Source organism: Pedobacter sp. 10L46_2 (assembly GCF_056395165.1).
The window spans coordinates 19,986-33,463 of record NZ_JBFTIZ010000091.1 but is presented as its reverse complement, the minus strand read 5'-3'; the positions used below and the strand labels follow the sequence as shown (position 1 = coordinate 33,463).

At 36.5% G+C, this 13,478-nt stretch carries 13 protein-coding genes; 7 read left to right on the top strand and 6 right to left on the bottom strand.

The annotated features are described in order from the left end of the window. Window positions 1-21 precede the first annotated feature (21 nt). Window positions 22-1,284, top strand: a complete 1,263-nt coding sequence (locus AC1DDX_RS12175; RefSeq protein ID WP_288883765.1) for an anthranilate synthase component I family protein — start codon at window positions 22-24, stop codon at window positions 1,282-1,284. Window positions 1,285-1,413: 129 nt separating this feature from the next. Here AC1DDX_RS12175 and AC1DDX_RS12170 read toward each other — a convergent pair whose 3' ends face one another. Genes AC1DDX_RS12170 through AC1DDX_RS12155 form a run of 4 tightly spaced genes read right to left on the bottom strand, consistent with a single transcriptional unit; the run spans window position 1,414 to window position 4,176 of the window. Continuing rightward, the gene (locus AC1DDX_RS12170) at window positions 1,414-2,241 is read right to left on the bottom strand and encodes a M48 family metallopeptidase (RefSeq protein ID WP_048907116.1); all 828 of its coding nucleotides are present in this window, start codon (window positions 2,239-2,241) and stop codon (window positions 1,414-1,416) included. Between the two features lie 10 nt (window positions 2,242-2,251). Beyond that, the gene (gene plsY / locus AC1DDX_RS12165) at window positions 2,252-2,902 is read right to left on the bottom strand and encodes a glycerol-3-phosphate 1-O-acyltransferase PlsY (protein ID WP_048907117.1); all 651 of its coding nucleotides are present in this window, start codon (window positions 2,900-2,902) and stop codon (window positions 2,252-2,254) included. A 3-nt stretch (window positions 2,903-2,905) separates the two neighbouring features. After that, window positions 2,906-3,748: a carboxylating nicotinate-nucleotide diphosphorylase gene (nadC, locus tag AC1DDX_RS12160; RefSeq protein ID WP_288883764.1), complete on the bottom strand. Its 843-nt coding sequence runs from the start codon at window positions 3,746-3,748 to the stop codon at window positions 2,906-2,908. A 35-nt stretch (window positions 3,749-3,783) separates the two neighbouring features. Next, entirely contained in the window at window positions 3,784-4,176 is a 393-nt protein-coding gene (locus AC1DDX_RS12155; protein WP_048907259.1) for a DUF4783 domain-containing protein, read from the bottom strand. Window positions 4,177-4,388: 212 nt separating this feature from the next. Between AC1DDX_RS12155 and gpmI the strand changes: the two genes are divergently transcribed. Next, the gene (gene gpmI / locus AC1DDX_RS12150) at window positions 4,389-5,909 is read left to right on the top strand and encodes a 2,3-bisphosphoglycerate-independent phosphoglycerate mutase (protein WP_172659310.1); all 1,521 of its coding nucleotides are present in this window, start codon (window positions 4,389-4,391) and stop codon (window positions 5,907-5,909) included. Further along, window positions 5,910-6,440 carry a hypothetical protein gene (locus AC1DDX_RS12145; protein WP_288883762.1) on the top strand — a complete coding sequence of 177 codons (531 nt, stop codon included), beginning with the start codon at window positions 5,910-5,912 and terminating at the stop codon, window positions 6,438-6,440. It abuts the gene before it with no gap. Between the two features lie 55 nt (window positions 6,441-6,495). Here AC1DDX_RS12145 and AC1DDX_RS12140 read toward each other — a convergent pair whose 3' ends face one another. Beyond that, window positions 6,496-7,122 (bottom strand): tetratricopeptide repeat protein, encoded by a 627-nt coding sequence (locus AC1DDX_RS12140; RefSeq protein WP_288883761.1) that lies wholly within the window; start codon window positions 7,120-7,122, stop codon window positions 6,496-6,498. A gap of 317 nt (window positions 7,123-7,439) precedes the next feature. On the opposite strand from AC1DDX_RS12140, the gene lon reads away from it, so the two are divergent. Further along, complete coding sequence (lon, locus tag AC1DDX_RS12135; protein WP_172659307.1) at window positions 7,440-9,911, top strand: endopeptidase La; 2,472 nt, start codon at window positions 7,440-7,442, stop codon at window positions 9,909-9,911. Window positions 9,912-10,016: 105 nt separating this feature from the next. Continuing rightward, window positions 10,017-10,970, top strand: coding sequence for a lipid A deacylase LpxR family protein (locus tag AC1DDX_RS12130; RefSeq protein WP_172659306.1), 954 nt, complete (start codon window positions 10,017-10,019; stop codon window positions 10,968-10,970). Here the strand turns inward: AC1DDX_RS12130 and arfB are convergent, their stop codons facing one another. Then, window positions 10,971-11,381, bottom strand: a complete 411-nt coding sequence (arfB, locus tag AC1DDX_RS12125; RefSeq protein ID WP_172659305.1) for an alternative ribosome rescue aminoacyl-tRNA hydrolase ArfB — start codon at window positions 11,379-11,381, stop codon at window positions 10,971-10,973. A gap of 91 nt (window positions 11,382-11,472) precedes the next feature. On the opposite strand from arfB, the gene cmk reads away from it, so the two are divergent. Further along, entirely contained in the window at window positions 11,473-12,153 is a 681-nt protein-coding gene (gene cmk / locus AC1DDX_RS12120) for a (d)CMP kinase (RefSeq protein ID WP_172659304.1), read from the top strand. 161 nt (window positions 12,154-12,314) lie between these two features. Then, window positions 12,315-13,463: an efflux RND transporter periplasmic adaptor subunit gene (locus AC1DDX_RS12115; protein WP_477622088.1), complete on the top strand. Its 1,149-nt coding sequence runs from the start codon at window positions 12,315-12,317 to the stop codon at window positions 13,461-13,463. The last annotated feature ends 15 nt before the right edge of the window (window positions 13,464-13,478 follow it).

The window sequence follows — 13,478 nt, the reverse complement described above, 5'->3', positions numbered from 1 at the left end:
CTATACATTTGCGCAAACAAAATGAAAGTACAGGATTTAGATTCGTTTAAAGAAAAAGCATTGCAATGGGCCAACGCATTTGATGTTTGTTGTTGCTATGATTCGAACAGCTATCCTGATTCCTATGGAGAATTTGATTTCCTATTAGCCGTTGGCATTAAAGAATCGATTAATCTTAAATACGGCGCGGCTTTTGATTCCTTGAAAGAATTTTATGGAGTCCAGAAAAACTGGATGTTCGGACTACTTAGTTACGACCTCAAAAACGAGGTTGAACAATTAGACTCAGGGAATTCTGACAGTCTTAATTTTCCCGATTTGTTTTTCTTTGTCCCCAAATACCTTATTGCAGTGGTTAAAGGAGAAATAAAGGTTATCCTTGGAGACCAAACCCTGTTAAATCAAATTGAGGAATATACCAGTGATGACCAGGAAACCCACTCTGGAATTGAAATTCAAAGTAGGCTATCAAAAGAGCTCTATATCAAAACAGTTGAAGAGCTACAAGAACATATTATAAGAGGTGACATATATGAGGTTAATTTTTGTCAGGAATTTTTTGCTGAACACGCCCATATAGACCCTTTAAATATCTACACAAAATTAAAAAAGGTATCCCCTACTCCATTTTCAGGTTTCTTTAAAATAAAAGATCAGTACATATTATCGGCCAGTCCGGAAAGATTTCTCTGTAAAAGAGGAAATAAACTGATCTCACAGCCGATTAAAGGAACTGCCAGACGAAGCAGCAACATAAAGGAAGATGAACTTATAAAGCTCAACCTGCAAAATGATGCTAAAGAACAGGCGGAAAATGTAATGATTGTGGATCTGGTTAGAAATGATCTGACCAAAAGTGCGGTGAAGGGAACCGTAGTGGTTGAAGAGCTTTTTGGAATTTATGGCTTCGCCCAGGTTTATCAAATGATATCAACAGTTACCTGTCAGTTAGATCCCAGGATACATTTTATTGACGCCATAAAAAATGCTTTCCCTATGGGCTCGATGACGGGCGCGCCGAAAATAAAAGCCATGGAACTGATAGAAGCGTATGAATTTAGCCGCCGTGGCGCTTACTCTGGTACATTTGGATATATAACGCCTGAGGGGAACTTTGATTTTAATGTGATCATCAGAAGCATCTTGTACCAATCTTCATCAAAATATCTGTCCTTTCAGGTCGGAGGGGCAATTACATACGCATCTAATGCTACCGCTGAATATGAAGAGTGTATGCTTAAAGCATCAGCGATTATGCAAACTCTTGAAGAGCATGTATCATAATCAATGAAATCATGCTATCTCCATTTCGTCATCTCGAAAGAAGAGGGAGATCTCTTGCCTGTGTTATCCAAGAGATATCTCTCTTCTTTCGAGATGACGACCGTTTTAAGACGACCGCTTTATGCCTCCTTATTTTATTGGTTTCCCGGTTGTAGATTTATAGTATTTCTGTGCTTCGGGTATACTTCTTTGGATTTGTGCAATCCTTGTAGCGTCACTAGGGTGAGTACTTAAAAATTCAGGTGGTTTCTGACTGCCCTGAGAGGCGGCAGCCATCCTTTGCCAGAACGAAGTTGCGCTTTGAGGATTATATCCTGCCATTGCCATAAAAATAAGCCCTAATCTATCCGCTTCCAGCTCCTGATTACGCGAATAATTAAGCATCACTAAAGGCGTCCCTACTCCATATAGCGTATTAAATACAGATTGAGATTTTGCATTTTTTGATAACGCTACATTGCCCGCAACACCTAAACCTTGTGAAACCATTTGTTGCGACATACGCTCAGCTGAGTGTCCTGCAATAGCATGAGCAATCTCGTGTCCCATAACAGTAGCTAAACCAGCATCATCCTGAGTTACGGGTAATAATCCTGTATAGACTACAATTTTACCACCAGGCATACACCAGGCGTTCATCTCCTTATTTTCTACAACATTTACTTCCCATTTATAATCCTTAATTAAATCCGCATAGCCATTATTATTCATATAACTTTTTACAGATAATATAAGACTGTTTCCTACCCGTTTAACGCGTTGGGCCTGGGCATTTGTTGAAGATAATACTGCTGTTTTATTCTCAGTAAGAAACTGTGAATACGCCTGAAAGGCCATTGGCAACACCTGATCATCACTTACCAGATTTAGCCTGCTTCTGCCTGTTAAGGGAACTGTAGAGCACGAGGAAAACGCCAGGCCAATTGCTGTTACCCCGATTATTAATATCTTTTTCATTAGATTAAGGTTAGTTAATTTGTCTTTTTTTAAACAGATATACTTTAGATTCTTTGCCTTTGAGTAGTCGCTCCAAGTTCTTTTGATGTGTTACCAAAATAAGTATGCAAACACACATACCATATAAAACCTCTGACTTTACTGAAGAATGAATTATGAACACTATGCTTAATGGGAAGGTGAACCCTGCACAAATAGAACTTAGTGAAACATATTTAGTTGCCAATAATACTACTACAAATACCAGAACACAAAACATCGCTGCTGTGAAGTTAACTGCCAAAATCATTCCAAAAAGAGTTGCTACTCCCTTTCCGCCTCTAAATCCGGCAAAGATAGGGAACAAATGGCCCATAACAGCTGTAACACCAAGGGCTAGCTCATAATTAATAAATTGCGAAGAATTTTGAGGACCCGTAACAGAGAGACCTATAAAGTATGCAAGCTTTGTTGCTGTGTAACCTTTTGCAATATCTATTGTCATTACAGCAATACCGGCCTTTTTGCCAAGTACCCTAAATGTATTGGTTGCACCTGCATTGCCGCTTCCATATTCCCGAACGTCTACACCATAAAACGCCTGGCCAAGCCACACCGCTGTTGGTATAGAACCAAACAGATATGCTAAAATAACTGCTGAAATAGAATAGATGGAAATCATAACCTAAAAGGCTTTTAAACTCATGTCTAAACTCTTAACAGAATGTGTTAATGCCCCCATGGATATAAAATCTACTCCACAAGCAGCATATTCTGCAACATTTTCTTCAGTAATACCTCCCGAGGCTTCTGTAATATATTTACCATTAATTGTTTTAACAGCCTCTTTGAGATCGGCAAATGTAAAATTATCTAACATGATCCTGTTTACATTGCCATTCTTTAAAACCTCTTGTAATTCGGATAAATTTCTAACCTCGATCTCAATATCGAGTGTCTTTTTTTTATCTTTTAAATATTGATTTGCAGAATTAATAGCATTTGCAATACCCCCGGCATAATCAACATGATTGTCTTTAATTAAAATCATATCATATAGCCCTATGCGATGATTTACACCTCCACCAATCCTCACAGCCCATTTCTCGAGATACCTTAATCCGGGAGTGGTTTTCCTTGTATCTAAAAGTTTAGTTTTATAGTTACCTAAAAGCGCAACCACATGATTGGTTTTTGTTGCAATGCCACTCATACGCTGCATGCAATTCAAAACCAGGCGCTCGGCCAACAAAATTGAATGCGTACTACCCGATACTGTTAGAACAATATCTCCATATTTTACGGGAGCCCCATCTTTAATAAATACTTCTACGATTAATCTAGGGTCAATATGATTGAAGATCTGCAATGCCAATTCTACTCCGGCAACAATACCGTCTTCTTTAATTAGCAACTTCGCTTTCCCCTGAGCATTTGCCGGAATGGTTGATAAGGAGGTATGATCTCCATCGCCCAAATCTTCCGCAACAGCATTTTTTATAAATTGATCTATAGTTAGCTTATCCAAAACTTAAATTTAAACCCAAAAATAGCATTTTACAACTATTTCTCAGTCTCAATTCTTAATTCAGTAATAAAAAAAGCATTGCCGGCCTTTTTCATTGTAATGGAAACCCTAAAAGTTCCATTCTTTGTAACAAGAGAAAGGGCCCCGTATCTGTAATTGGGATTGGTATTTAACCTATGAATTACGGATGATTTTACAGGAATATATTTAGTAAAAAAACTTCTTAATATTTGTTCAGCTTGTGCTTTTGAATATACATCTTCCTCATCTATTATAATTAAGTCAACAGAAGGAGAAAAATGAGCGGCTATTTCTTTTGAATTTCCAGCTTTAAAATTTGTTGATAAGCCATCAATAATATCGCCCTGAATAGCAGCAAAAGAGGAAAAGTGAATAAAAAAAACAAATAATGAAAGTAAGGGCTTCATAATCTCTAAATAGCTAATGATCATTCTTGCACATAAACTATGCCATTAATGGCATAAAAACCACTTATAACACAAACCACTCAGTATGTGGTACTATAAAATATATTGACATGTTCTTGTAAAAACATACAAATATTGATATGAATTTTAATTAGGTTCAAAAAAAAGGCACAATAGACTTATCTTTGTTAATAAACGAAAAGTAGACAATAATGAATAATAAAAAACTAGTATTACTTATCCTTGATGGTTGGGGTTATGGAAAAAAAGACAAATCTGATGCCGCTTATGCTGCCAACACTCCATTCTTTGATTCCTTATTAAAAAAATACCCTAACTCAAAGCTTGAGGCTTCCGGAGAAGCTGTTGGTTTACCAGCAGGACAAATGGGAAACTCGGAAGTTGGCCATATGAACTTAGGTGCCGGACGAGTAGTATATCAGGAACTCGGACGAATCAATAAAGCAATAAGCGATAGAACTTTGCATCAGAATGAGGTTTTACTAGATGCTTTTAATTATGCTAAAAATAATAATAAACAAGTTCACTTTATAGGCCTTGTTTCAGATGGGGGCGTTCATGCTCATATCAACCATCTAAAGGCATTATGTGATGCAGCTGATGAACAAGGACTTAAAGATGTATTTGTACATGCTTTTTTAGATGGAAGAGATACCGACCCAAACTCAGGCCTTAAGTTTATTGAAGACCTTAATCGCCACTTAGAAACTTCTAATGCTCAAATAGCCAGCTTAATTGGCCGCTATTATGCTATGGATAGAGATTCCAGATGGGAAAGAGTTAAGTTAGCTTATGACCTCCTTACAAAAGGTGTTGGCGAGGCTACCAGTAATCCTATTTCTGCGATAGAGCAATCCTATAAGGATGGCATCACTGATGAGTTTATTAAACCTGTTGTAATTACAAAATCAGATGGTTCACCTGTCGCAACTATACAACCTGATGATGTGGTTATCTGTTTCAATTACAGAACAGATAGAGGAAGAGAGATAACTTCTGTATTAAGTCAGGCTGATTATCCTGATTTTGGAATGCATAAATTGCCACTGTATTATGTTACTATGACAACTTATGATGAAAGTTTTAATAACGTAAAAGTTATATTTACCAAGGACGATCTTTCTCAGACTCTTGGAGAGGTACTTGAAAAAAATCATAAGAACCAGATCCGAATTGCAGAAACAGAAAAATATCCTCACGTAACTTTCTTCTTCTCGGGTGGTAGAGAACAAGAGTTCGAAAATGAAAAAAGGATCCTTATCCCTTCTCCAAAAGTAGCAACCTATGATTTGCAGCCAGAAATGAGTGCTGCAGGAATTACCGAAGCTATTTGCAAAGAACTGGAGACAGGCTGGCCGGATTTTGTTTGTCTAAATTTTGCAAACCCTGACATGGTGGGCCATACTGGAGTATTTGATGCTGTTGTTAAAGCTGTTGAAACAGCTGACAGCTGTGCTGAGATTGTAGTAAATAAAGGAATTGAAAATGGATATTCGTTTATTATACTTGCAGATCACGGCAATTCAGAATATATGATAAATGGCGACGGCTCTGTTAACACTGCCCATACAACTAATCTTGTTCCCTGTATTTTAATTGATAAAGATTTCAAATCTGTTGCTGACGGCAAACTAGGAGATATTGCCCCTACTATTTTACAAATAATGGGTATTCAAAAGCCGGAAATTATGACTGGTAACAGTTTAGTATAAATGAAAAACACAATTTTATCATTTTTCATTCCTTTGTTTTTTATCAGTTGTAGCAATTCAACTGATAAAAAACAGAAAACTGACTTAACCTATTTTGATGTAAAAGGGTATTTTGAAAAAGAAGCTACAAGGCTAAACAAAGAGAATCCCTTAATAAACAAAACAGTAAGTGTGAATGGTGCTACAGAAAGTAAGCGCATTAAAATCCCTGATTGGAAAAAGGAATTAGCTCTTTTTTCGGACGCTGACATGAATAGGGCTTCATGGAAAGGTTTGTTTGAACTTAAAAAATCAAAGGATCAGGAGCTTTATTCTTCCGATAATGAGAAAGTTCCGGTTAAGGAGATCTCAGTAGTTTATAAAAACGATGAGGTGTTTGGTCTTAAAGTACTAATAAAAAATACAAATTCTCTGTACACGTCTATTGATACCTTGACCTACTATGCAGACAGTCTATACCAGGTTAAGAAAACGCAAAACATTAAATTACTATCCAAAAAATCATATACAATTACTGGATCTTTCCAATAAAAAAAGACCAATGCAAATTATGCATTGGTCTTTTTTTATTAAGCTAAGCTTCTTATTATTTTAAACTGGTTACCTGGGCTTTTACGTAATCAATTAAAGATATGATGTCTTTACGTTGTGGCTGAACAAGTAGTATCTTTTGAAAATCCGAAACCGAATTGTTGAATAAGGTAATGCAGGCTTTTTTCTCTACTGCCTTTTTTATCTTATAGGATTTATAAATTCCATAGTCCTTATAGGCCAATCCTCTGTTTTGTAACAACTGAGGATCTTCTTCCCCGTTTATCTCTATTGCTTTCGAAAAATCTTTAATAGCAGCTAGATAAAAGCTTTCTCTCATCTGATTTAGTGATTCTTTTGGATCATTTGCCACATTTAATCTGGCTTTTCCCCTATAATAATATGCGGAGTAATCTGATGGTTTTAAAGTCAGGAAACGGCTATATGTATTTATCGCATTTTCATAATCGCCACACTGGTAATAAGAATAACCTAACATTTTTAAAACGTTAGAATTATTAGGGTCTTTGGTATCCGCTTTTTCTAATTGAGCCACTGCACCTTTATAATCACCCTTTAACCAGGCCTGCATTCCCAACTTATCGTAGTTATTGTTTTGAGCAATACTACTGTTGGCCGAAATCACAAGTAATACCAGAATTGTTTGCTTGAAATAGTTCATTAATTTTTATTAAAAAATAAATATATTTAGTTTTATTCAATACCCTAACAAATTTTAAACTTTTTTTTCCCAGGTATCTCGGAGTTTACATTAGGCAACTATCATACCATTTACAAATATGATATACTAAACGTTAAATAATTAAAAATATGATGGGTATAAGGATTATTATTTTTTACCTGACTTTTTAACATAGAAAACAACTTATAGTGCTTTTGGCACAGGAGTTGAAATTATAGGTATTCAATATAATTAATAATTTCGCAAGCGACATGCTGTCAGATTGTCGTTTTTTAATTTTAAGAAGGACTATATTAATGAGTAAACAAGATCAATTTGATTTTAGCAATGCACTACCTATCATAAATGAAGATACTGAGTTTTTTCCGTTGATGTCTCAACAAGACGAAGATGAAATGAACAATGAAGAAACACCAGAGGTCCTGCCCATACTCCCACTTAGAAATACAGTCTTATTTCCAGGTGTGGTTATTCCTATTACTGTAGGAAGAGATAAATCAATAAAACTTATAAAAGAAGCTTATAAAGGAAATCGGATTATTGGAGTTGTTTCACAACGTGATGTTTCTATAGAGGATCCCACCTTTGAGCAATTAAACAGTGTAGGTACAGTTGCCCACATTATCAAAATGCTTCAAATGCCTGATGGAAATACTACGGTAATTATTCAGGGAAAGCAGCGCTTCAGATTAATCGAAGAAGTTCAGTCAGAGCCTTATATTAAAGTAACGATTAGTAAGTTTACTGAAGCTAAACATAAAAGCGACAAAGAGTTTAAAGCTTTGGTGGCTTCTATCAAAGAAATGTCGAGCCAGATTATTCAACTGTCTCCAAACATCCCTAGCGAGGCTGGAATTGCATTAAAAAATATTGAAAGCACTTCCTTCCTGATTAACTTCATATCATCGAATATGAATGCCGATGTGTCTGACAAGCAAAAAATGCTTGAAATGACTAACCTGCGTGAACGTGCCATGATGGTAATGGAACTGTTAACACTGGAGCTTCAAATGCTTGAACTTAAAAACCAGATACAGTCTAAAGTACGAACTGACCTTGATAAGCAACAAAGAGATTACTTTCTGAACCAACAATTAAAAACAATACAGGAAGAACTGGGAGGTAATTCATCTGATTTGGAGTACGAGGCTTTACAAGCCCGTGCAAAGAAGAAAAAATGGGCATTACATATAGAAAGTCATTTCAATAAAGAACTGGAAAAATTAGGCAGAATGAATCCTGCCGCTCCAGATTATTCTGTTCAGATAAACTATCTGGAATTGTTGCTAGACCTACCTTGGAATGATTTCACTAAGGATAATTTTGACCTAAAACGTGCACAGCGTATTTTAGACAAAGATCATTTTGGCCTTGAAAAGGTAAAACAAAGGATTATAGAGTATTTGGCTGTACTTAAGCTTAAACGTGATATGAAAGCTCCTATCATTTGCTTGGTTGGCCCTCCGGGAGTTGGTAAAACATCATTAGGAAAGTCAATTGCTAAAGCTTTAAACAGGAAATATGTCCGTATGGCTCTTGGAGGAATACGAGACGAGGCAGAAATTCGCGGTCACAGAAAAACCTATATTGGTGCAATGCCAGGCCGGATCATACAGTCTATCAAAAAAGCGGGTGCTGCTAATCCAGTATTTGTTTTAGATGAGATTGATAAAGTAGGCTCTGATTTTAGAGGGGACCCTTCATCTGCCCTTTTAGAAGTATTAGACCCAGAACAAAACAATGCTTTTAACGATCATTATGTTGAGGCGGATTACGATCTATCCAATGTCCTTTTCATTGCAACGGCTAACTCTTTAAGCTCTATTCAGCCGGCTTTGCTGGATCGTATGGAAATAATTGAGGTAAATGGCTATACCATTGAAGAAAAGATAGAAATTGCTAAAAAGTATTTACTTCCTAAACAAAAGGAACAACACGGCATAAAATCTAAAGATATTACCTTAAAAGGAGCTTTAATTGAAAAAGTGATTGAAGATTATACCCGTGAATCAGGAGTTCGTGGCCTTGAGAAAAAAATTGGTTCACTTGTACGAGGCGTGGCTACAAAAATTGCCATGGATGAAACTTATGAGCCTAATTTAACTTCTGAAGATGTTGAACGCATACTTGGAGCTCCAATTTACGATAAAGACCTTTACGAAGGTAACGAAGTTGCCGGTGTTGTAACCGGATTAGCATGGACCCAGGTGGGTGGCGATATCTTATTTATTGAAGCAAGCTTAAGCCCGGGAAAAGGAAAGTTAACCTTAACGGGTAATCTGGGTGAAGTAATGAAAGAATCTGCCATTATAGCATTGGCTTATTTAAGGGCTCATGCTGATTTGTTTGATATTGATCATTTACTGTTTGATCAATGGGATATTCATGTTCACGTTCCGGCAGGAGCTACTCCTAAAGATGGCCCATCAGCAGGCATAACTATGCTAACTGCCCTAACTTCTGCATTTACTCAACGTAAGGTAAAACCTAATCTGGCTATGACCGGAGAGATTACATTACGTGGTAAAGTTTTGCCGGTTGGAGGTATAAAAGAAAAAATACTCGCGGCAAAAAGAGCAAACATTAAAGATGTAATTCTTTGTAAATCAAACAAAAAAGATATTTTAGAAATCAAAGAAAGTTACATTAAGGATCTTAACTTCCATTATGTAACCGAAATGAAAGAGGTAATTGAGATTGCGTTAACTAAGGAAAAAGTCAAAAATCCTCAGAATCTTAATGTTAAACCAAATCCAATTGCTAACTAAGGCATAATATTTATTTCGAATAATGGCTATTGGCTTATATTTAGTCATTAAGTACTATATTAGACTCCGGTAATTTATACCGGAGTTTTTTTTTACAACCAACAAATGAACAGCAAATCCATTCTCTTATTTTCGATTCTATCTATATTAACATTTAGTGCTTCCGCTCAAACTTTCAAGAATGAGTTCGGTTTTAAAAGCGACAATGACTCTTATCTTGCACAAGGTTCTGACCGTTACTACACCAATGGTTTATTTATTAATTATCGCAGAGCGATGGATCAGAGCAAGCTAAAGAATGGACTAGAAAAAAAAACCTATGAAATATCTGCCGGGCAAAAAATGTATAACCCTATTTCGGGCTATGCACCAGATCCTGAAAAACAAGACAGGCCATTTGCAGGGTATTTATATGTTGGAGGTGCTTTAAGCTGGTTCCATAGTAATGAAAGTGTACTAAAAACCAGTATAGAAATAGGAACAACCGGGCCAAATTCATTAGCTGAAGACGGACAAGAGCTATTACATAATACTGTGGGCTTTTATGAGCTTGATGGCTGGCAATATCAGATCAGAAATGAGATGGCGGTAAATCTTTCAGCCCAATACACAAAGCTATTACACCGTGCATCCAACAATGCTATTGATTTTTCATTTGATGGTTATGCAAATGTGGGTACCACATTTAGTGGGGCGGGGGCAGGTATTTTATTTAGAGCAGGCGGCATTAATCAACTGTTCAATTCCGCTTATACAAATGCAGTAATTGGAAATAATGCAAAAACAAAAGCATTGGTAAAAAGAGAGATTTTCTTTTACGCCAAGCCACAATTGAATTTTGTTGCTTATGACGCAACAGTACAAGGAAGCATGTTCAACAACAATAGTCCGGTTACATTTGGTATAAAACCTATTGTTTTTGCTCAGCAGATTGGATTTAATTACAGCTCACAACGCTTCACATTTGATTTCGGAATGCTATTTAAAACAAAAGAGATAAAAAGCACAGCTAAAGCACACCAGTATGGATCAATTAGTATGTTTTACAGATTTAATTAATTAGTCGAACTGCGGGCGCCTTCTGTTTTCTTTTTTAGCTGCTGTTATTTGCTTATCTGCCAATCTTTTTCTGATAACTGATTTAGGGATTTTTGTTGGCTTCCTATTTTTTTGAATGTGAAGCGCAGATTTCAGCAATGCAATTAATTTAATAATGGTTCTTTCTTTGTTCATCAGTTGACTGCGGTCTTCTTGTGAAACAATATGCAGGTTTCCTTCCTGATCTAGCCTATGCGCTAACCTTTCATTTAAAAGTTCCTTTTCATCCTCATTTAAAAAGGGTGCTGAGTGTATATTTAAAATTAGTTCAACCTTACTTGAAACCTTATTTACATTTTGTCCGCCCTTACCTCCGCTACGTGAAGTTTTAAATAGCACAACTTTAACAATATCTTCCTTAGTGGGTATCATGCCGCAAAAGTAATTATTTCCATTGCCATCAATTTACTTTATTAGAAATTTTGATTGAAAATCATTCCTCAAATTATTAACTTTGCCTTATATGAGAAAAAACCTGGTTATAGCTATTGACGGCTATTCTTCTTGCGGAAAAAGTACTCTTGCAAAGGCTTTAGCCAAAAAACTAGGTTTCATTTATATAGACAGTGGGTCCATGTACCGTGCTGTTACCCTATTCTTTATTCGCAATAAAGTCGACATTAGCGATCCTGAGGCAGTAAAAGATGCACTTCAGCATATCGAATTAAACTTCCACTCAAGGGATTACGAATCTCACATTACGCTGAACGGTGAGGAAGTTTCTGAAGAGATCAGACAAATGCCAGTTTCTGAAAACGTTAGCGAAGTCTCTGCGAACAAAATTGTGCGTAAAGAAATGGTAAAACAGCAACAACGCATGGGTAAGTCAAAAAATATTGTAATGGATGGCCGCGATATAGGCACAACAGTATTTGCCGATGCTCAGGTAAAGTTTTTTATGACTGCGGACCCCAAAATCAGGGCCGAACGTCGCTTTAAAGAATTACAAAGTAAGGGCGATACAATTACTTCTCTGGAAGACGTTTTTGAAAATCTGGCTCATAGAGATTACGCAGATACTACACGTGCAGAAAGCCCGCTAACCCGGGCCGAGGATGCTATAATTCTCGACAATACAGAATTAACACAAGAAGAACAGCTCGATTTTGCCCTAGAGCAGGTTCATCAGCATTTACCCGTCTGATTTTCGGGTCACCAACCCAATTATCATTTCATTAGTTTTCTGCAAAGCTTTAGTTACAAAAGTTGAAATAGCTTAAACATTACATTTTGATGTTTTATCTATTTTAAACTATGAATAATTTCGCAACCCGATAGTAAATATCTTTAAAACCTGCTACAAGAATGAAAACAAAGTTCCAATCTATTTATTTTTTATTACCAGTTTTATTAATCATTAGTTCTTGTGGAAGTAATGATAAGAAAAAGGATGCCGGAGCGGCAAATCAGGTACAGGCCTACCCTGTTGTTGCATTAACCGCTCAATCTACATCCTTGGAAACAGACTACCCTGCAACAATTGAAGGTATTCAAAATGTAGACATCAGACCAAAGGTCGATGGCTTTATTGAGAAAATTTACGTAGATGAAGGTGCTGTAGTAAAGAAAGGTCAGCGACTTTTTAGCATTAATGCGCCACAATATGAACAACTGGTTAGAACTGCAACCGCAGCAATCAGTAGTGCCGAAGCTGATGTAAATGCAGCACAGCTACAAGTAAACAAAACAAAGCCCTTAGTTGAGAAAGATATTATTAGTAAGTATGATCTAGATGCTGCTCAACTTACACTTCAAAGTAGAAAAGCTGCATTAGCTCAAACGAGAGCTGAACTAGTAAATGCAAAGGTAAACCTTGGTTACACTACAATTACCAGTCCCGTTGACGGTGTAATTGGTAGTATACCTTTTAAAACCGGTAGCCTTGTAAGTGGCAGCAGTGCAGAACCGCTAACCACTGTATCAAATATTTCAAAAGTTTATGCTTATTTCTCTTTAAATGAGAAACAACTTCTTGACTTTTCGAGGAATTATAAAGGAATGAAAAACATTCCTGCAGTATCGTTGATATTAGCTGATGGAAGTGCCTATGCTGAGAATGGAAAAATTGAGTCTATAAATGGCTTAATAAATACCAACACTGGTTCAGCAAGCTTGAGAGCCACATTCTCAAACCCTTCTAAACTCTTAAGAAGCGGTGCCAGCGCATCGGTACGTATACCTCAGCATCTGGAAAATGCCATTCTTATTCCTCAAAAATCAACTACTGATTTACAAGGAAAAAAGTTTGTATTTGTTGTTGATGACAAGGGGATCATTAAAAATACGGAGATCGAAATTATGGAAAATGCAAAAGGCAATTTCTATGTAGTTACCAAAGGCCTTAAAGCCGGAGATAAGATTGTACTTGAAGGTTTTCAATCTTTAAAGGACGGTGCAGAGATTAAACCGGAAGAGAAAAGTGCAGATTCAGTATTCGCTGATCTTAAAAAATAAATAACAGTTTATCCA

What these genes read in the sequence shown, in the direction of transcription:
- AC1DDX_RS12175 (WP_288883765.1), top strand. Translation starts at nt 22, where the DNA reads ATGAAAGTACAGGATTTAGATTCGTTTAAAGAAAAAGCATTGCAATGG.
- AC1DDX_RS12170 (WP_048907116.1), bottom strand. Translation starts at nt 2,241, where the DNA reads ATGAAAAAGATATTAATAATCGGGGTAACAGCAATTGGCCTGGCGTTT.
- plsY (WP_048907117.1), bottom strand. Translation starts at nt 2,902, where the DNA reads ATGATTTCCATCTATTCTATTTCAGCAGTTATTTTAGCATATCTGTTT.
- AC1DDX_RS12155 (WP_048907259.1), bottom strand. Translation starts at nt 4,176, where the DNA reads ATGAAGCCCTTACTTTCATTATTTGTTTTTTTTATTCACTTTTCCTCT.
- gpmI (WP_172659310.1), top strand. Translation starts at nt 4,389, where the DNA reads ATGAATAATAAAAAACTAGTATTACTTATCCTTGATGGTTGGGGTTAT.
- AC1DDX_RS12145 (WP_288883762.1), top strand. Translation starts at nt 5,910, where the DNA reads ATGAAAAACACAATTTTATCATTTTTCATTCCTTTGTTTTTTATCAGT.
- AC1DDX_RS12140 (WP_288883761.1), bottom strand. Translation starts at nt 7,122, where the DNA reads ATGAACTATTTCAAGCAAACAATTCTGGTATTACTTGTGATTTCGGCC.
- lon (WP_172659307.1), top strand. Translation starts at nt 7,440, where the DNA reads ATGAGTAAACAAGATCAATTTGATTTTAGCAATGCACTACCTATCATA.
- AC1DDX_RS12130 (WP_172659306.1), top strand. Translation starts at nt 10,017, where the DNA reads ATGAACAGCAAATCCATTCTCTTATTTTCGATTCTATCTATATTAACA.
- arfB (WP_172659305.1), bottom strand. Translation starts at nt 11,381, where the DNA reads ATGATACCCACTAAGGAAGATATTGTTAAAGTTGTGCTATTTAAAACT.
- cmk (WP_172659304.1), top strand. Translation starts at nt 11,473, where the DNA reads ATGAGAAAAAACCTGGTTATAGCTATTGACGGCTATTCTTCTTGCGGA.
- AC1DDX_RS12115 (WP_477622088.1), top strand. Translation starts at nt 12,315, where the DNA reads ATGAAAACAAAGTTCCAATCTATTTATTTTTTATTACCAGTTTTATTA.